Source organism: Streptomyces lacrimifluminis, assembly GCF_014646095.1.
Taxonomy (GTDB): Bacteria; Actinomycetota; Actinomycetes; order Streptomycetales; family Streptomycetaceae; genus Streptomyces; species Streptomyces lacrimifluminis.
The window spans coordinates 140,793-159,095 of the sequence record NZ_BMMU01000008.1 but is presented as its reverse complement, the minus strand read 5'-3'; the positions used below and the strand labels follow the sequence as shown (position 1 = coordinate 159,095).

Below are 18,303 nucleotides of genomic sequence, written 5' to 3'. Positions count from 1 at the left end.
GAGCCGGCCCGAGCCTCGGACCGGGACCGCTCGCGAGCAGAAATCGTCAAAGTGACGAGATGGGGGTAGCATCCCGTCCATGAACACAGCGGACCTTGGGCTGCCGGTGGACGTTCCCTCGACGGCTCTCTTCACGGATCACTACGAGCTGACGATGCTCCAGGCAGCCCTGAAGGCGGGCACCGCCGACCGGCGGTCGGTCTTCGAGGCCTTCACCCGGCGGCTGCCCGAAGGCCGGCGCTACGGCGTCGTCGCGGGCACCGGGCGGGTGCTCGACGCGGTGGAGAACTTCCGCTTCGACGCGGCCGTCCTCGACTTCCTGCGTGAGCGCCGGATCGTCAACGAGGAGACCCTGGAGTGGCTGGCCTCGTACCGGTTCGGCGGGGACATCTGGGGCTATCCCGAGGGCGAGGTCTACTTCCCGGGCTCGCCGGTCCTGCGGGTCGAGGGCTCCTTCGCGGAGTGCGTGCTGCTGGAGACGGTGATCCTCTCCATCCTCAACCACGACTCGGCGATCGCGGCGGCGGCGTCCCGGATGGCCTCGGCCGCCGGTGACCGCCCGCTGATCGAGATGGGCGCCCGGCGCACCCACGAGCTGGCCGCGGTGGCCGCCTCCCGCGCCGCGTACGTCGGCGGCTTCACGAGCACGTCCGACCTGGCCGCCGGTTTCCGCTACGGCATCCCGACCGTCGGGACGAGCGCCCACGCGTTCACCCTGCTCCACGACCGCGAGCGGGACGCCTTCCAGGCCCAGGTGGACTCGCTGGGCCGGAACACGACGCTGCTGGTGGACACGTACGACGTCACCGAGGCGGTACGGGTGGCGGTGGAGGTCGCCGGGCCGGAGCTCGGCGCGGTGCGCATCGACTCAGGGGATCTGCTCCTGGTCGCGCACCGGGTGCGGCAGCAGCTGGACGAGCTGGGGGCCGAGCGGACGCGGATCATCGTGACCTCGGACCTCGACGAGTACGCGATCGCCTCGCTGGCGGCGGCGCCCGTGGACGCGTACGGGGTCGGCACCCAGCTGGTGACGGGTTCCGGCCACCCCACCTGCTCGATGGTCTACAAGTTGGTGGCCCGCGCCGAGTCGGCGGACCCGAAGGCTCCGCTCGTCCCGGTGGCGAAGAAGTCGAGCGGCGGCAAGACCTCCGTCGGCGGCCGGAAGTGGGCGGCCCGGCGGCTCGACCGGGACGGGACCGCGGAGGCCGAGGTGATCGGTACGGGACCGGTGCCCGCCGAGCTGGCCGACCGTCAGCTGCTGGTCGAGCTGGTCAAGGGCGGTGAGGTCGTCGCCCGCGAGGCCTTGGACGTCGTACGGGACCGGCATGTCGCCGCGCGCGCCAACCTGCCGCTGTCGGCGACCCAGCTGTCGCGCGGGGAGGCCGTCATTCCGACGGAGTACGTGCCCGTGAGCGCCTGACACGCCCGGTACCCAGGGGCTACGGGCGTCCGTGCGCGCCGATTGCCCCGAATGCCCCCTCCCGAACTGGTGCGGAAGTCTCTAGGCTCGGTGGTTCAGTAGTTCACATAGTCACACCGGCCGGGCCCGCACCCCTCCACACGACCGACCCGCCGTCACCGCCGAAACGGCCGTACGGCCGAAACCGTCGAAGGAAGACCGCCCATGCGCCGCGCCTTGATCGTCGTAGACGTGCAGAACGACTTCTGCGAGGGAGGCAGTCTCGCGGTGACCGGGGGTGCCGACGTGGCCGCCGCGATCACCGAACTGATCGGGCAGGCACCTGCCGGATACCGGCATGTCGTGGCGACCCGCGATCACCACATCGCACCCGGCGGGCACTTCGCCGACAACCCAGACTTCCAGCGTTCCTGGCCCGCGCACTGCGTGGCCGGCACGGAGGGCGTCGGCTTCCACCCGAACTTCGCCCCGGCGGTCGCCTCCGGCGCGATCGACGCCGTCTTCGACAAGGGCGCGTACGCGGCGGCCTACAGCGGCTTCGAGGGCGCCGACGAGAACGGCGTCACGCTGGCCGACTGGCTGCGGGCCCGCGAGATCGACGAGGTGGACGTGGTCGGCATCGCGACCGACCACTGCGTCAGGGCCACCGCCCTGGACGCGGCCCGCGAGGGCTTCCGCACCCAGGTCCTGCTGGACCTCACCGCCGGGGTGGCCGAGGAGACGACGGAGCGGGCGTTGGAGGAGCTGCGGGAGGCGGGGGTGGAGCTGTCGGGGAAGCCGGTGGTGTAGCGCGGTTTCTTCGCCCCCGCCGCCCTTACCCGTCCCGTCCTCGGGGGCTCCGCCCCGAACCCCCGCTCCTCAAACGCCGGAGGGGCTGGATGATGCTGGCCGGGGCTTGATCTTTCAGCCCGTCCGGCGTTTGAGGACAAGGCCCCTTCAGGACCGATGCGGGGGTCCGGGGGCGCAGCCCCCAGGGATGGAACGGGTAGGGGCGACGGGGGCGAGAAAACCAAGGGCCCCGGATTCAGTCGCCCTGGACCAGCCACTTTCCGTCGCGCATCAGATCCCGGTCGGTCATCTCGGGCACGGTTCCCCACGCCTGGATCACCTCGGGCGTGACCTGGAACCAGACGTACGAGGGACCGCTCCCCCGCGGGTCCCAGCCGTCCTTCGCGGTGAAGGCGTCGCCGACGCCGGCGGGCAGCTCGTCGTGGGTCAGCGTGCGCGCGGTGCCGTGGATCAGGACCACGTCCCGGGTGTGGCCGAAGCAGAGCCGGACCCGGCCCGAGGCGCGCAGGTTGCGGCCGGTCGGGTTGGTGTCACGGGTGGCCAGCCACACCGTCTCGCCGTCCCACCAGAAGGTCAGGGGCACGAGGGTCGGCTCGCCGTCGGCGTCCGCCGTGGCGACCCATACGTCGATGTCCCGCGCGAGCCGTTCCAGCGCCTCGCGCCTGCGCTGCTCGATGCTGCGGGGTCCGTCGGGGTGCGCTTCGGCTGCCGTCATGCGGCGAGGTTACGGCCCGCGTCGGCCCTTCACATCCGGCGGCGGTCCTAGGTCGCGGGGCGGAGGACCGGCCCGGTCGGGCACGCCCGGGCGTGCCCGACCGTCACACCCGTGCCGTCGGCCTCCGCAGCAGGGACCTGATCGGGTGCCACAGCTCCGTGCGCTCCGGTGTCGAGGGGACGCGGTTGTCCGGGGCCGTACGCCATATCAGGCCGTCGGGGTGGTGGAGGACGGCCGTGATCTCGTCGGGGGTGGGCGGGGCCGCGTTGCCCCGGAGGTAGACCGCTCGCAGGCCGAGGTTGCGCAGACGGGTCAGTGCCCTGGCCCGGTTCTGGGCCAGCACCAGGACGCGCACGTCGTCCAGGCCGGCACCCGTGCGCGCCGGGGCCGGGGCGGTGGGGCTGGGCAGGTTCAACGCCACCACCACGCTGCCACTGGGCAACTTGCAGAAACCTCCTGCGGCCATGCGGTCACACCCCCCGTGGGACTCGGTGTCAATAAGAAAGCCACAGGAGGCACCTAAACACGATCGGCCGCGACCCGCCAGGGGGTCACGGCCGATCATGCTCTGACCTGCAGATATGTGGGTTACTTCACTGCGGGGCCCACCTGGACCGAGATCGTGGAGCCGTCGAAGGCCTCCTTGACGATCTTGATCTTGGTGTTGGTGTCAGTGATCTTCACACCCGCGAGCGGGGTCGCCGCGTCGTAGTACGTGGAGGTGCGGTCGTTGAAGATCGGCACGCCCTTCTGGGAGGCGACCTTCGTGAGCACGTCCGCGTTGTGGAGCCGGAGCGCGTCCGTGCGGTACAGGCTGAAGGGGGAGTCGTAGGACTGGATGCGGCTGCGCATCAGCGTGCCGTCCGCCCACTTCAGCGGGGTCGGGTGCGCGTCCACCGGGAGGAGCAGACCGGTACCCGGGTGCGCGGTGACGTTGTTGTCCTTCTGGGAGGTGTCCCACTTCCAGATCAACAGGCCGTTCTGGTACGGGTAGTGCTCGACCCAGGACGGACGGGTCGTCGAGAAGCCGAAGTTGTACGGGCCGACCTTGAGGGTCTTGTCGTACGACACGTACTGGCGGTTCTCGGCGATGTAGTACTGCGGGTAGTCGTCCGTGATGGCCGCGCCGATGCGCGAGAAGCCCTTCGTCGTCCACGCCGCGTCCGCGCTCTCCGCGTTGTCGGCGAAGACCGTGGCACCGTCGGCGGTGACGGTGATCTGGTCGGCCGCGAAGCCCTTCTGGGAGACACCGCCGTCGGACGTGTAGCGGAAGCGCAGGTCGAACTTCTTGCCCGCGTACGCGTCCAGGGAGTACGCCAGCTTCTTGTACGCGTCGACCGTGCCGGTGAGCGCCGGCTTGCCGCTGCCGTCGCGCGGGATGGCAGCGCCGTCGACCGTGCCGTCGAGGGGCGTGTAGGTGGCGCCGCCGTCGGTGGAGACCTCGGTGTAGAGGTAGTCGTAGTCGGCCTCGATGTCGTACCAGCCGTCCAGGGTCAGCGTGGCCGAGGACTTGCCGGTGAGGTCGACCGCACGGGTCAGCGTGTTGGAGAGGTTGTTGTCGCTGCCGCTCCACCACTGGGTCGCGCCCTGCGCCGGGGTGACGACCTCGGTGGAGACCGTCTTCTTGGGCAGTTCGACGATGAGCGCCTGCGGGTTCTTGGTGTTGTACGCGGCGACGCCCAGCTTGTGGTTCGACTTCGTCGCGGCCTTCGCCGTGTCGTAGTCGAGCCAGCCCAGCTGGAGCTTGTCCCAGGCGGTCATGTCGCCGGGCAGGTCACCGATGTTGTCGCCACCGGTGCCGAGCCAGGAACCGGACGACATCAGGGTCCAGAACCCGGTCGAGTTCTCACCGGTGTTGGTGGTGTCGTAGTGGTCCGGCAGACCGAGGTCGTGGCCGAACTCGTGGGCGAAGACGCCGAGTCCGCCGTTCTCCGGCTGGATGGTGTAGTCGCCGACCCAGATGCCGGAGTCGCCGATCTGCGCGCCGCCGAGCCGGTTGCCGGCGGGGCCGGTCGAGCCGGCGTCGGTGCCGAACGCGTACCAGCGGTGGGCCCAGATGGCGTCCTCGCCCTGGGCGCCGCCGCCCGCGGACTCGTCCTCACCGGCGTGCACGATCTGGAAGTGGTCGATGTAGCCGTCGGGCTCGTTGAAGTTGCCGTCGGCGTCGAAGTCGTAGCGGTCCCACTGGTCGTACTCGGCCAGCTGCGCCTTGATCTCCGCGTCGGTCGCGCCTGCTGCCTTCTGCGCCGCGACCCAGGCCGTGACACCGTCCCGGACCGCGTACCAGGCACCGTCGTTCGCCAGGTTGGAGCCGTAACGGGCCTCGTTGTAGGGGACCTTGACCCAGTCCGAGACGGTGCCCTCGATCGAGTAGCGGCCCGAGGACTGCTTCTCGTAGTACTTCTTCATCGACTCGACACGCTTGCCGGTGCCGAAGTAGAGGTCCTGGAAGTGCTCGGTGTTGTAGTCCGCCTGCCAGGCCGTGCTGTTGTCCTGGGTACGGTCCGGCTTGGCTATCTGGTTGTGGAGCGGGCCGACCGTGCCGCCGTAACGGCTGTCGATCTGGTCGCCGAACTCGACCAGGATGGTGAAGATCTTGTCGGTCTTCTCCCGGCCCAGTTCGACGTACTTGCCCTTGCCCTTGCCGCTCTTCAACTGCACGACCTGCGAACCGTTGCGGTTCTTGGCCGTGGCCTGGCCGGAGATGACCTGGTTGAGGGCTTCCTCGCGCTGGGCCTCCTGGGTCTTGCTGAGCGGGCCGTCGAGGTCGTGCTCGGCGTGCTGATGCTCCGCCGGGTCGTGCCGGTTCGCGGCCGGCGCGGCCGACGCACCCTTGCCCGAGTCGGCCTCCGCGATGGCGAAGGTGGAGAAGGTGGCGGCGGCTGTGGCGAGTGCCACGCCGATGGCCGCCGTTCTGAACGTCCAGGGTCTGCTGGTCACTTGAGGGTCCTCCCCCGCGTCCGTCCGCGCGGATGGGGGGTTCCTGGTTCGGAAGCTGTCCGCGGGCGGTATACGCGTGTAGTCAAGTGACGCAATTTGACTAGAGTTTGGGAAGAAAAGACAGACCTTGACTTGGACAGGTCAAGTGCACTATGCGGAGTCGACGTCCTCCATGTGTTCGCCATGCGGACACCGGGATCATGTCCCGCCCGTCCCCAACCGGCGCGCGGGCGCGTCCACTTGGTGGACGCCATGAATCCGTGCGCCCCCTGTGCTCCGGAGCCGTGTGTTAGGTCACGCTTACTGCGCGTTCCAGTCGGGCATGGACGCGATTAGAGTCGGTCGGCGGAACCCCGGATGTCCGGTGCAAAGCCAGGTCGACCCGCCCCCCTCACCCCCGATTCCCACGAGGACTCGATTGCCATGCCTCGTCAGACCGCGCCTCGTCCGACCGTCGCACAGCTCACCTACGGGTCGTGCACCGTGATTCTCTCGACGCTCGCCATGCTGCTGCTGTCTCAGACGAATTCGGGTCCGGGGGTCGCACTCATCGCCCTCGTGGGACTCACCCTGGGACTGCTCGTCGCCATGACCGTGCCCCGGCCGAAGCCGGCCCGGGCGTCCTCACAGATCGTCGCCTCGTCGTCGCCCGCCCCGGCGCCGCGCGAGCGCGTCCCGGTAGAGGCCTCCTCGGGACAGCACGACTGAACCGCCCCCTCTGCTGCGCCAACGGCGGTTGGGCGGGGCCCGCGTGATGCGGGCCCCGCCCAACCGCCGTTGCCGTCTCCGGAGTCGATCAACCGGATCAACCGGCGCTGACCACCACCGTCTTGGCCGCCTTGTCGTGCAGACCCTGCTTGTACGGCTTGTCGAAGAAGCTCCAGCCGCCCGAGATCGCCGTCCAGATACAGGCGCAGCAGAACGCGAACGGGATCCACAGCACGAGCGAGCGGATGAGCGCGCTCTGCACGGAGGGCGTGGCGCCGTTGTCGAGGTTGGCGACCCGGAGCCGGAGCCACTTCTTGCCGAGTGTCTGCCCGGTGCGGGAGATCAGGATCGTGTCGTAGGCGATGTAGAGCACAGCGGCGATGAACGACTGGCCGAACTGGCGGCCGTACTCCATCCTGTCGCCGTCGACCTCGTACTCGTTGACGTTGAAACCCAGGGTGAGCAGCCAGACGACGACACCGACGAGGATCATGTCGATGAGCCGCGCGAGCACGCGTCGGCCGCCGTCGGCGAGCGGGGGCATCCCCGCGAGGGGGTCCCCGGCACCGCCGTAGGGATCACCGCCACCGCCTGCGTACGGCGGGCCACCACCGTACGGCGAGCCGCCGCCGGGGCCTGGGCTGCCGTACGGATCGCCTGCGCCGTACGACGGAGGCGGCGGCTGCTTCCTGAACGGGTCGTCGTCCGGTGGCTGCTGACCGGAGCCGGGGGGCGGTTCGCTGCTCATGGCCCGAGTGGACCGCGAACCGCCCTGCTCCGCATCCGGCGAGGGGCCGTCCGGGGTACCGGACCGGACGGTGCGTACGTCGTACCCGGCCGCCCCGCGTCGAACGTACGGCCGCTGTACGTCTGTGTGTGTCAGCCCGCCACGAAGGTGTGCGCCGCCTTGTCGTGCCAGCACTGGCGCCACGGGCGGTCGAACAGGCACCACAGGAGACCCACGACGCCGATGCCGAGCAGCCCCGGGACGGCGTAGACGAGCCAGCGGCGCAGGGCCCCGCCGAACGACGGGGGCTCGTGGCCCTCGATGTCCCGGACCTCCAGACCGACCAGCTTCTTGCCGAGGGTGCGGCCCCACTTGGCCGTGGGCCACGCCTCGGACAGGATCCCGGCGAACAGCAGCGCGGCCAGCACGAGACCCAGGTACAGCCCGGTCGTGCCGTCCAGCAGCCACACCGTCACGGTCTCGCCGGAGAGCTTGGCCGCGTCGATCTTCTCCGTGATGTGGTCGACGGCCATGGTGCCCAGCGGTACGGCCGCCGCGGCGGTGAGGGCGCCGAGGACCAGGGTGTCCACGAGCCGCGCGAACAGCCGCTTGCCCAGGCCCGCCGGACGGGCCGACGCCTGGCGGCGGGCGGCGGCCTGGAACACGTCCTCGACCGGCGGCTTCCAGGGCGCCAGGCGCTGCTCTCCGCCGTCCTCGGCCCCACCCAGTCGGTGCACCTGCTGGGCCCAGGAGGGCTGGCCGCCGCCGACACCGGGGGCCATGGCCGCACCGCCGCCGGGGGTGTTCTGCTGGGGGACGGCCGGGGTCGCGGGCAGCAGGGCGGGGTTCGCGCCCTGGGCCGCCGCCGCGCGGGCCGCCGCTGCCTTTCCGGCGCCGAAGCCGCGTCCGTTTCCGGGCGCGGGAGTGGGGGTGGGCGCGGGTGCCGTGACCGGGCCCTGTGCGCCCTCCGGCGAGCCCGTGCTCCCCGGCTGTGCGCCGCCCGTCCCGCCGTCGCGCCCCGTGCGCGGGGAGAGCGCACGGAAGGTCATGGTGCCCTCGGAGGGCACGGGGCCACGGGTGCCGGGGACGCCTCCCCCGGCGTCGACGGCGGCCGGTCCCGGGGTGGGCCGGCGGAACACGAAGGTGCCCGACTCGGGCACGTCACCGGCGTCCGGCTCCACCGGCGGGATCGTCGCCGAACCGTCCGTACGGGCCGACCGCCCGTCCGGCTGGACCGGGGGCTCGTTCGCCGCCCTGGGGTCGGCGGGCCTGGGGTCGGCGGACGGTGCCGGGAAGCCCCAGGAGACCTGGCGGTCCCGGTCGCCGCCGAACCCGGACTGATGGGAGCGGTCGGCACCCCAGGCGGACGCCGGTTCGGGCCGGCTGCCGTGCTGGGCCTCGGCCGGGGTCGCCCGGCGCGGCTCGGCGGCCGGTGACGGTGGCTCCTCGTCGAAGAAGTGCGGCCCGGTCTCCTCGACCCGCGCGGCGGCGGGCGCGCCGTCGGACTGCGCCGGGCGGCTGGTGCCCGGCACCCAGGCGGTGCCGTTCCAGAACCGGACATATCCAGGAATGGACGGGTCCGGGTAAAACCCTTCGCGGGGCCTGTCGTCACCGGGGGCCGGGGTTGGGGCGCTCATTGTCCGTCGTCCCGTATCTGCTCGGGGGTCATTTGGGGTGCCCCACATCTATCAGACGGGCGCACGCGCCGATGCCCCTCCCGCGCTACCTACTCCCTTCGTGACAGCTTCTGCCATCTGTCGCGACGGCTCCGACACCGTTCGCAAAAAACTTCTCCGAAAAACCTCTCGGAACCCGCGTAATGCTGACGCCGTCCCGCGCTCTCTCCTCGTACGGGCCCGATGTGGGCCCCCGCAACGAGAGGAAGTGCCCGCCATGAGTCACGCCATGAACACCGTGGTGGAACGGGAACTTGAGCTGAAACTCATCCTGTCGCCGGAGCGGAGCATCCCCGTCCCCGCCCGCCTCACCTACCGGACCATCGATCCGTTCGCCGTCCACATCGCCTTCCACATCGGCTCGGAGAACCCAGTGAACTGGACGTTCGCCCGTGAACTCCTCGTCGAGGGGGTGTTCCGGCCGTGCGGTCACGGTGACGTCCGGGTGTGGCCGACGAAGGTCGACGGGCACAGCGTCGTCCTGATGGCGCTGAGTTCACCCGACGGAGACGCCCTGCTGGAGGCGCCCACCGCTCAGGTGTCGGCGTGGCTGGAGCGCACCCTGCGGGCGGTCCCCCCGGGCTCTGAGGCCGAGCAGCTCGGCATCGACGACGGCCTCGCCGAGCTGCTCGCTCCCACCGTGGGCTGTCACGACGACCTGTGGCTGCGCGATCCGTGGCCGTCGGACGAGTCCCAGGACGGGGAGGGATACGTATGACACGCGTCCCGGGTGGTTCAGAACAGCTTGCCCGGGTTAAGGAGGCCCAGCGGGTCGAAGGCCGCCTTGACCGCCCGCTGCATCTCCACGCCCACCGGGCCCAGCTCGCGCGCCAGCCACTCCTTCTTGAGGATGCCGACGCCGTGCTCCCCGGTGATCGTGCCGCCGAGTTCCAGGCCGAGGGCCATGATCTCGTCGAAGGACTCGCGGGCGCGGCGGGACTCGTCGGCGTCCTGGGCGTCGAAGCAGACGGTGGGGTGGGTGTTTCCGTCGCCCGCGTGGGCGCACACCCCGATGGTCAGCCGGTACTTCTCGGCGATGCGCTCGACCCCTTCCAGCAGCTCACCGAGCCGGGACCGGGGTACGCACACGTCGTCGATCATCGTCGTGCCCTTGACCGCTTCGAGCGCGACGAGGCACAACCGCCTTGCCTGGAGGAGGAGTTCGGACTCGGCGGCGTCGTCGGCGGGGACCACCTGGGTCGCTCCGGCCGTCTCGCAGAGGGCGCCTACGGCGGCCAGGTCGGCGGCGGGGTCGTGGGTGTCGAAGGCGCAGAGGAGCAGGGCCTCGGTGGTCTCCGGCAGTCCCATGTTCGCCAGGTCGTTGACGGCCTTGACCGTCGTACGGTCCATCAGTTCGAGGAGGGACGGCACGTGGCCGCCTGCCATGATCCGGCACACGGCGTCACAGGCAGCGGCGGCCGACCCGAACTCGGCGGCCAGGACCAGCTGCTGGGGCGGCTGCGGCTTCAGCGCGAGCACCGCCCGTACGACGATGCCGAGGGAGCCCTCCGAGCCCACGAACAGGCGGGTGAGGTCGTACCCGGCGACGCCCTTCGCGGTCCGCCGCCCGGTGGACATCAGCCGCCCGTCGGCCAGCACGACGTCCAGGCCCAGGACGTACTCGGCGGTGACGCCGTACTTCACGCAGCACAGCCCGCCCGACGCGGTGCCGATGTTGCCGCCGATCGTGCACATCTCCCAGCTGGAGGGGTCCGGCGGGTAGTACAGGCCGTGTTCGTTGACGGCGCGGGAGAGCGTGGCGTTGATGACGCCTGGCTCGACGACGGCGATGCGGTCGACCGGATTGATCTCCAGGATCCGGTCCATCCTCACCAGCGACAGCACGATGCAGCCCTCGGAGGCGTTGGCCGCGCCCGACAGTCCGGTACGGGCGCCCTGCGGGACGACCGGGACACGCAGCTCGGTGGCGACGCGCATGACGTGCTGGACCTGTTCGACGGTGCGCGGCAGGACCACGACGGCGGGGGTGCCGGCCTCGCAGAAGCTCGCCATGTCGTTGGCGTAGGCGGCGGTGACGTCCGGATCGGTGAGCACGGCCTCGGCCGGCAGCTCCGCGAGCAGCCGGTCCGTGAGGTTGCCCTGGGCTTCGTCGGGTGCGGCTTGGATACGGCTCATGATCACAGCGTCGCACCCGGGGCCATCGGTGTGAACCCCGTCCGCGAGGAGCTTTCGGTACGGGAATCCGGTCGTCGTATTGACGCACAGTGAGCGCCATGGAGATGGAGAGAGTCCGCGTTCGTGTCCTCCCCCGCCCGTTGATCGCCGCACTCGCGGGGTGTGCGGTACTCGGCGGCGCACTGATGCTGCTGCCCCTCGACCGTCCGGACCCGGCGCCCGCACCGGCGCCGGGTCCGGCGGCCCGGGCGGAGATGGCGGTGACCGGCGGGGTGCCCGCCGCGCTGCCCGACCTGGCGGCGTTCATCGGCGACCGTGAGGCATACGTACGCACCCATACGCGTGACGGGCAGGGCTGGGCGCAGCTCGGCTCGGCCTATGTGGAGCGCGGGCGGCGGACGGCGGACGCCGCCGACTTCCCGAGGGCGGAGCGGGCGCTGCGTACGTCGCTGAGGGTGCGCCCGGCGAGCGGGGCACGGAACACCGAGGGGCTGGTGGGGATGGCCGCGCTGGCGAACGCGCGGCGGGACTTCCCGGCCGCCCGGGAGTGGGGTGAGGCGGCGCTGCGTCAGGCGCCGAAGCGCTGGACGTCGTACCCGCCGCTGCTCGACGCGTACACGGGCCTCGGCGACTACAAGGCGGTCCGGCGGACACTGGAGCGGCTGCGGGGGCTGCCTTCCGGGACGGCGGTGCCGGCGGTGCTGGCGCGGGCGGCGGGCGTGTACCGGGACCGGGGGTGGCGCGAGGACGCGCAGGCGGCGCTCGCGGACGCGGCGGCGCGGGCCGCGACCCCGGCCGAGGAGGCCGAATGGCAGTACCGGGCGGGCGAGTTGGCCTGGGAGCGCGGCGAACCGGCCGACGCCCTGCGGCACTTCGAGGCCGCCCTGCGGCTCGACCCCGGGCTCTCGTCCGCGCGGGCGGGCAAGGGACGGGCGTTGGCCGCGCTGGGCCGCACGCGGGAGGCGCCGATCGCGTACCGGGCTGCCCTCGCCAAGCAGCCTTCGCCCCAATACGCGCTGGAACTGGGCGAGTTGTACGACTCCCTGGGCCGGCCGGAGGACGCACAGGCCCAGTACGCCGTACTGCGGGCGCGGGTCGCGAAGGAGCGGGCCGGCGGTGTGGACGGCGAGTTGCTGCTCGGGCGGTTCGAGGCGGACCACGGGGACGCGGGGTCGGCCGTACGGCGGCTGCGGGCCGAGTGGGCGCGGCAGCCGGGGCTCGACGTCGCGGACGCGCTGGGCTGGGCGTTGCACCGGGCGGGCCAGGGTGAGGAGGCGCTCGGCTGGGCGAAGCGGGCGACCGACAAGGAGCACGGCGGCGAGGTGCGCAGTGCCCTGTACGTGTACCACCGGGGCATGATCGAGCGGGAGTTGGGGCTGACGGGGGCCGCGCGCCGGCATCTGGAGGAGGCGCTGCGGATCAACCCGTACTTCTCGCCGGTGGGCGCGCCGGCGGCGAAGGAGGCACTGGACGGACTGACTGAACCGGGGGCGTCGTAAGCCTCAACGCCCCCTGCTCGTACGCCTATTGGCTGCTCACAGGTTGCCGCGCTTGTCCTGCTCCCGTTCGATCGCCTCGAAGAGGGCCTTGAAGTTGCCCTTGCCGAAGCCCATCGAGCCGTGCCGTTCGATGATCTCGAAGAAGACGGTCGGGCGGTCCTGGACCGGCTTGGTGAAGATCTGGAGCAGGTAGCCGTCCTCGTCACGGTCGACGAGGATCTTCAGCTCGCGGAGGGTCTCGACCGGGACGCGGGTCTCTCCGGCCCACTCCCCCAGGGTGTCGTAGTACGAGTCGGGAGTGTCGAGGAACTCGACGCCGGCCGCCCGCATGGTCCGTACGGTCTCGACGATGTCGCCCGAGTTGAGGGCGATGTGCTGGACGCCCGCGCCGCCGTAGAACTCCAGGTACTCGTCGATCTGGGACTTCTTCTTGGCGATGGCCGGCTCGTTGATGGGGAACTTGACCTTGAGGGTGCCGTCGGCGACGACCTTCGACATCAGCGCGCTGTACTCGGTGGCGATGTCGTCGCCCACGAACTCCTTCATGTTCGTGAAGCCCATGACCTTGTTGTAGAAGCCGACCCATTCGTTCATGTGACCGAGCTCGACGTTGCCCACGCAGTGGTCGATCGCCTGGAAGGTGCGCCGGGCGGGCGGTTCGACGATCGGCGAGGCGGCGGCGAACCCCGGGAGGTACGGGCCGTCGTACCCCGTGCGCTCGACGAGGGTGTGGCGGGTCTGGCCGTACGTGGCGATCACGGCGAGGACGACTGTGCCGTGCTCGTCCTTCACCTCGTACGGCTCGGCCAGCGAGCGGGCGCCGTGCTCGACGGCGTACGTGTACGCGGCGCGGGCGTCCGGGACCTCGATGGCGAGGTCGACGACGCCGTCGCCGTGCTCGGCCACATGGGCGGCCAGGAAGTGGCCCCAGGTGGTGGCGGGTTTGACGACGGAGGTGAACACGAACCGGGCGGAGCCGTTCTCCAGGACGTACGACGCCGTCTCGCGGCTGCCCGTCTCCGGTCCGGAGTAGGCGACGAGCCGCATGCCGAAGGCCGTGGAGTAGTAGTGCGCCGCCTGTTTGGCGTTGCCCACGGCGAAGACGACCGCGTCCATTCCCTTGACCGGGAAGGGATCTGCCTGCCGGGCGGTGTCGGGAGTGTGGTGTGTGGTCTGCGTCATGACCGCAGCCTGATCCCGCCACGGCAAGATGCGCAACAGTTTGCGCGGGAGCTGGACACTCTGCTCAGCTGGAGGCACGGATGTGCGGGCTTTATGTACAGGATGACCATCCCACCTGGGGGCTGCTGTGACGATCGACGAGCTGGACGGGCGGATCATCGTGCTGCTCGCGCGGGAGCCGCGGATCGGCGTACTGGAGATGTCCCGGCGGCTGGGAGTGGCCAGGGGGACGGCGCAGGCGCGTCTCGACCGGCTTCAGTCGAATGGCGTCATCCGGGGGTTCGGGCCGCAGGTAAACCCGGCGGCCCTCGGCTACCCGGTGACCGCCTTCGCGACGCTCCAGATCCGGCAGGGCCAAGGTCCTGACGTCCGGGCCCACTTGGCATCCGTACCGGAGGTGCTGGAGCTGCACACGACCACCGGCAGCGGGGACATGCTGTGCCGGCTGGTGGCCCGCTCGAACGCCGATCTCCAGCGGGTGATCGACCGGGTCGTCGGTTTTGATGGCATCGACCGGGCCGCCACGGCGATCGTCATGGAGAACCCCGTTCCGCTGCGGATCATCCCGCTGGTGGAGCAGGCGGCTTCGGAGCACGGCGACCGAACCAGGACGGGCGAACCGGACGGGTGAACCGAGACGGGCTGGAGGGTGAGGGCGGTGAGCTTCTGGGAGTACCTCGGAAACCGCCATCAGCAGCTGCTGACAGACGCGTTCCAGCACGCCGGCGCCGTCTTCCAGTGCATGATCCTGGCGACCGTCCTCGGGGTGGCGCTCGGTGCCGTCACCTACCGGAGCGAGTGGGCGGGGAATCTGGCGACCACGGCGACGTCGACGATCCTGACGATCCCCTCGCTCGCGATGATCGGCCTGCTGATCCCGGTCGTGGGCCTGGGCGTGCCGCCCACGGTCGTCGCCCTCACCCTCTACGGTCTCCTCCCCATCGTGCGCAACGCGATCGTGGGCCTGCGCGGTGTCGACCCGTCGCTGGTGGACGCGGCGAAGGGCATCGGGATGTCCCGGGTGGCGCGGCTGGCCCGGGTGGAGCTGCCGCTGGCCTGGCCGCCGATCCTCACCGGAATCCGGGTCTCGACACAGATGCTGATGGGCATCGCGGCCATCGCCGCCTACGCCTCGGGCCCGGGGCTGGGCAACGAGATCTTCCGCGGCATCGCCTCGCTGGGCAGCAAGAACGCCCTGAACCAGGTCCTCGCGGGCACGCTGGGGATCATCGTGCTCGCGCTCCTGTTCGACGCGGCGTACGTGGTCGTCGGCCGGCTGACGATTCCGAGGGGGACCCGTGTCTGAGACCGTGACAACGTCAGAGACCGCTGGGACGGGTGGCCACGGTGCCACGATCGAGCTGGAGAACCTCACCAAGAGGTATCCGGGAAGCTCCGGGCCGTCCGTCGACAACGTCTCGATGGAGATCAGGGCGGGCGAGACCGTCGTCTTCGTGGGTCCGTCGGGCTGTGGGAAGTCGACGACGCTGAAGATGATCAACCGGCTGATCGAGCCGACCGGCGGCCGGATCCGCATCGGCGGCGAGGACGTCACCGACATGGACCCGGTGAAGCTGCGCCGCCGGATCGGGTACGCGATCCAGTCGTCCGGTCTCTTCCCGCACATGACGGTCGCCCAGAACATCGCGCTCGTCCCGAGGATGACGGGCTGGCCGGCGGGGCGGGTCAAGGCGCGGGTGGAGGAGATGCTCGACCTGGTCGGCCTGGACCCCGGCGAGTTCCACGATCGCTACCCCCGCCAGCTGTCCGGCGGTCAGCAGCAACGGGTGGGCGTGGCAAGGGCGTTGGCGGCCGACCCGCCGGTCCTGCTGATGGACGAGCCGTTCGGCGCGGTGGACCCGATCACCCGGGACCACCTCCAGGACGAGCTGATCCGGCTCCAGCACGAGCTGCACAGGACGATCGTCTTCGTCACCCACGACTTCGACGAGGCGATCAAGCTGGGCGACCGGATCGCGGTCCTGCGCGAGCGGTCGCACATCGCCCAGTTCGACACCCCGGAGGCGATCCTCACCAACCCCGCCGACGACTTCGTGTCCGGGTTCGTGGGCGCGGGGGCGGCCCTGAAGCGGCTGAACCTCACCCGCGTACGGAACGTGGAGATCACCGACTATCCGACGGTGGCCGTCGACGACCCGCTCCAGGAGATCTTCAACAAGCTCCGGTCCAGCGGTACGAACGAGATCCTGCTGCTCGACAAGCTGCGTCGGCCCTACAAGTGGCTGCGGCGGGGCGACCTGATGCGGGCCAGGGGTTCGCTCGCGCGCGCCGGGACGCTCGTCTCCGACACGGTGACCCGGGACGCGACCCTGCGGGACGCGCTGGAGGCGGTGCTCACGGACAACGCGGGGCGGGTCGCGGTGACCGGGCGGCGGGGTGAGTACGAGGGCGTTGTCGACATGGAGACCCTGATGAACTCCGTGCGCGAACTCCTGGAGGCCGACCGGCTGGAGGCGGCGGAGGCGCGGGCCGAGCTGGAGGCGGCGCGGACGGACCGCACGCACGCCGAGCAGGAGGGCGACGACAGAACGGGCGGAAAGAGCGGGGAGGTGCGGGCGTGACCACTCCGACGGCGGATCCGGAGATCGAGGACAAGGACGAGGACAAGGAGGCGGAGGCGGAGGCGGAGAGCGAGACCAAGTCCGAGGCCGAGGCCAAGCCCGAGTCCGAGACCGAGACCGAGACCGAGACCGGCGAGACTCCGACGCCTCCCGCCAAATCCCGTACATCCAGGCTGAGTTGGCAGCGGATGACGCTCCTGCCCGGGCTCCTCCTCGCCGTGCTGCTCGCCACCTGGCTGTGGTTCCGGCAGGCCGACCTGGACGCGATCTCCGAGAACGCGCTGTCGAACGGCCAGGTGCCGAAGGCGTTGCGGCAGCATGTGGAGCTGACGGCGATCTCGACGTTCTTCGTGCTCGTCATCGCGATCCCGCTGGGTGTCCTGCTCACGCGCAGGGCGTTCCGGCGGGCGACCCCGGTGGCGATGGCGGTCGCCAACATGGGGCAGGCGACCCCGGCGATCGGGCTGCTGGCACTGCTGGTGATCTGGCTGGGCATCGGCCGGACGGCGGCACTGATCGGCATCGTGGCGTACGCGGTCCTGCCCGTTCTGTCGAACACGGTCGCCGGCCTGAAGGCCAACGACCCGACGCTCCTGGAGGCCGCGCGGGGCATCGGCATGTCGCCGCTGGGGGTGCTGGCCCGGGTCGAACTCCCGCTGGCGGTACCGCTGATCCTCGCGGGCGTGCGGACGGCGCTCGTCCTGAACGTGGGCACGGCGACGCTGGCCACGTTCGGCGGGGGCGGTGGACTGGGCGTACTGATCACGACCGGGATCACCAACCAGCGGATGCCGGTGCTCATGCTGGGCTCGATCCTGACCGTCGTCCTGGCGCTACTGGTGGACTGGGTGGCCTCACTGGCCGAACTGCTGCTGCGGCCCCGGGGGTTGGAGACGGGCACGTGAGGCGCCGTACGTCGTCCCTGCTGCCGGCCGGGGTACTCCTCCTGGCCTCGGCCTGTGGTCTGACCAGCGGTTCCCCGATGGTCGACGACGTCGAACCGGGCTCCATCGGCAGGGGGAAGCCGCTGCGGGGCGCCGAACTGACGGTGACGGCAAAGGCGTTCACCGAGAACCTGATCCTCGGCGCGATGATGGGCATCGCCTTCGAGGCGGCCGGCGCGGATGTGCTCGACCGTACGGGCATCCAGGGTTCGTTCGGCGCGCGCGAGGCGGTGAAGAAGGGTGACGCGGACGGCATGTACGAGTACACGGGCACCGCGTGGATCACGTACCAGGGCAACAGCGACCCGATCGCCGACCCGCGCGCGCAGTGGCAGGCGGTACGGGACGCGGACCTGAAGAGCGGGCTGACGTGGCTGTCCCCGTCCGCCCTGAACAACACGTACGCCCTGGCCATGAACCAGGCGAACTTCGGAAAGTACGGCACCAAGACGCTGTCGGCGGTGGCCGAGCTGGCGCGGACTCGGCCGAAGGCGGTGACCCTCTGTGTGGAGGGCGAGTTCGCCAACCGCGCGGACGGTCTGCCGGGTATGGATAAGGCGTACGGCATGAGCCTGCCCGCCGGGAGCATCACGCAGATGGACACCGGGATCATCTACACGCAGGCGGCGAAGGGGAGTTGCACGTACGGGGAGGTCTACACGACGGACGGCCGCATCCAGTCGATGAACCTCGCGGTGATGGCGGACGACCGGAGGTTCTTCCCCAACTACAACGCGGCCCCGGAGATCAACTCGAAGACCCTGAAGAAGTGGCCGGCGATCAAGGAGATCCTCGACCCGGTGACAGCGAAGCTGACGAACGCGGTGGCGCGGGAGCTGAACGCCAGGGTGGATGTGGAGGGGGAGGATCCGCATCAGGTGGCGTTGGACTGGATGCGGGCGGAGGGGTTCGTGAAGTAGCCGGCCTGCCGCGTTCGCGGCCTCCGCGACATACAAAGGTAGTTGCAAAGAAACCCTTGCAGCCA

At 70.6% G+C, this 18,303-nt stretch carries 17 protein-coding genes; 10 read left to right on the top strand and 7 right to left on the bottom strand.

Annotated features, from left to right (window positions below):
* The first annotated feature begins 79 nt into the window (after positions 1-79).
* Positions 80-1,420: a nicotinate phosphoribosyltransferase gene (locus IEY89_RS14870; protein ID WP_189147847.1), complete on the top strand. Its 1,341-nt coding sequence runs from the start codon at positions 80-82 to the stop codon at positions 1,418-1,420.
* A 204-nt stretch (positions 1,421-1,624) separates the two neighbouring features.
* Positions 1,625-2,209 (top strand): nicotinamidase, encoded by a 585-nt coding sequence (locus IEY89_RS14865; RefSeq protein WP_189147846.1) that lies wholly within the window; start codon positions 1,625-1,627, stop codon positions 2,207-2,209.
* Between the two features lie 235 nt (positions 2,210-2,444).
* Here IEY89_RS14865 and IEY89_RS14860 read toward each other — a convergent pair whose 3' ends face one another.
* The 3 genes from IEY89_RS14860 to IEY89_RS14850 form a co-directional block, all read right to left on the bottom strand.
* Positions 2,445-2,924 carry a pyridoxamine 5'-phosphate oxidase family protein gene (locus IEY89_RS14860; RefSeq protein WP_189147845.1) on the bottom strand — a complete coding sequence of 160 codons (480 nt, stop codon included), beginning with the start codon at positions 2,922-2,924 and terminating at the stop codon, positions 2,445-2,447.
* Between the two features lie 103 nt (positions 2,925-3,027).
* Entirely contained in the window at positions 3,028-3,390 is a 363-nt protein-coding gene (locus tag IEY89_RS14855) for a hypothetical protein (RefSeq protein WP_189147844.1), read from the bottom strand.
* Positions 3,391-3,512: 122 nt separating this feature from the next.
* A complete protein-coding gene (locus IEY89_RS14850) occupies positions 3,513-5,864 on the bottom strand; it encodes an immune inhibitor A domain-containing protein (RefSeq protein WP_189147843.1) in 2,352 nt (783 codons plus the stop codon).
* A gap of 423 nt (positions 5,865-6,287) precedes the next feature.
* Here IEY89_RS14850 and IEY89_RS14845 point away from each other — a divergent pair, with 423 nt between their 5' ends.
* A complete protein-coding gene (locus IEY89_RS14845; protein WP_189147842.1) occupies positions 6,288-6,572 on the top strand; it encodes a hypothetical protein in 285 nt (94 codons plus the stop codon).
* Positions 6,573-6,669: 97 nt separating this feature from the next.
* Here IEY89_RS14845 and IEY89_RS14840 read toward each other — a convergent pair whose 3' ends face one another.
* Both IEY89_RS14840 and IEY89_RS14835 read right to left on the bottom strand, forming a co-directional pair.
* Positions 6,670-7,320 carry an RDD family protein gene (locus tag IEY89_RS14840; RefSeq protein ID WP_189147841.1) on the bottom strand — a complete coding sequence of 217 codons (651 nt, stop codon included), beginning with the start codon at positions 7,318-7,320 and terminating at the stop codon, positions 6,670-6,672.
* A 131-nt stretch (positions 7,321-7,451) separates the two neighbouring features.
* Positions 7,452-8,936, bottom strand: a complete 1,485-nt coding sequence (locus IEY89_RS14835; protein ID WP_189147840.1) for an RDD family protein — start codon at positions 8,934-8,936, stop codon at positions 7,452-7,454.
* Between the two features lie 268 nt (positions 8,937-9,204).
* On the opposite strand from IEY89_RS14835, the gene IEY89_RS14830 reads away from it, so the two are divergent.
* Positions 9,205-9,693, top strand: coding sequence for an SsgA family sporulation/cell division regulator (locus IEY89_RS14830; protein ID WP_189147954.1), 489 nt, complete (start codon positions 9,205-9,207; stop codon positions 9,691-9,693).
* 17 nt (positions 9,694-9,710) lie between these two features.
* Here the strand turns inward: IEY89_RS14830 and IEY89_RS14825 are convergent, their stop codons facing one another.
* Entirely contained in the window at positions 9,711-11,117 is a 1,407-nt protein-coding gene (locus IEY89_RS14825) for an FAD-binding oxidoreductase (protein WP_189147839.1), read from the bottom strand.
* Between the two features lie 92 nt (positions 11,118-11,209).
* Here IEY89_RS14825 and IEY89_RS14820 point away from each other — a divergent pair, with 92 nt between their 5' ends.
* A complete protein-coding gene (locus IEY89_RS14820) occupies positions 11,210-12,610 on the top strand; it encodes a tetratricopeptide repeat protein (RefSeq protein ID WP_189147838.1) in 1,401 nt (466 codons plus the stop codon).
* Positions 12,611-12,646: 36 nt separating this feature from the next.
* Here the strand turns inward: IEY89_RS14820 and hppD are convergent, their stop codons facing one another.
* The gene (gene hppD / locus IEY89_RS14815; RefSeq protein WP_189147837.1) at positions 12,647-13,792 is read right to left on the bottom strand and encodes a 4-hydroxyphenylpyruvate dioxygenase; all 1,146 of its coding nucleotides are present in this window, start codon (positions 13,790-13,792) and stop codon (positions 12,647-12,649) included.
* 127 nt (positions 13,793-13,919) lie between these two features.
* Between hppD and IEY89_RS14810 the strand changes: the two genes are divergently transcribed.
* Genes IEY89_RS14810 through IEY89_RS14790 form a run of 5 tightly spaced genes read left to right on the top strand, consistent with a single transcriptional unit; the run spans position 13,920 to position 18,238 of the window.
* Positions 13,920-14,423, top strand: a complete 504-nt coding sequence (locus IEY89_RS14810; RefSeq protein ID WP_189147836.1) for an Lrp/AsnC family transcriptional regulator — start codon at positions 13,920-13,922, stop codon at positions 14,421-14,423.
* 27 nt (positions 14,424-14,450) lie between these two features.
* On the top strand, positions 14,451-15,098 hold the full coding sequence (locus tag IEY89_RS14805) for an ABC transporter permease (protein WP_189147835.1): 648 nt from the start codon (positions 14,451-14,453) through the stop codon (positions 15,096-15,098).
* 4 nt (positions 15,099-15,102) lie between these two features.
* Complete coding sequence (locus IEY89_RS14800) at positions 15,103-16,374, top strand: betaine/proline/choline family ABC transporter ATP-binding protein (RefSeq protein WP_229695232.1); 1,272 nt, start codon at positions 15,103-15,105, stop codon at positions 16,372-16,374.
* The gene (locus IEY89_RS14795; RefSeq protein ID WP_229695231.1) at positions 16,371-17,279 is read left to right on the top strand and encodes an ABC transporter permease; all 909 of its coding nucleotides are present in this window, start codon (positions 16,371-16,373) and stop codon (positions 17,277-17,279) included. Before IEY89_RS14800 ends, IEY89_RS14795 begins: the two co-directional genes overlap by 4 nt.
* Entirely contained in the window at positions 17,276-18,238 is a 963-nt protein-coding gene (locus IEY89_RS14790) for a glycine betaine ABC transporter substrate-binding protein (RefSeq protein WP_229695230.1), read from the top strand. Before IEY89_RS14795 ends, IEY89_RS14790 begins: the two co-directional genes overlap by 4 nt.
* The last annotated feature ends 65 nt before the right edge of the window (positions 18,239-18,303 follow it).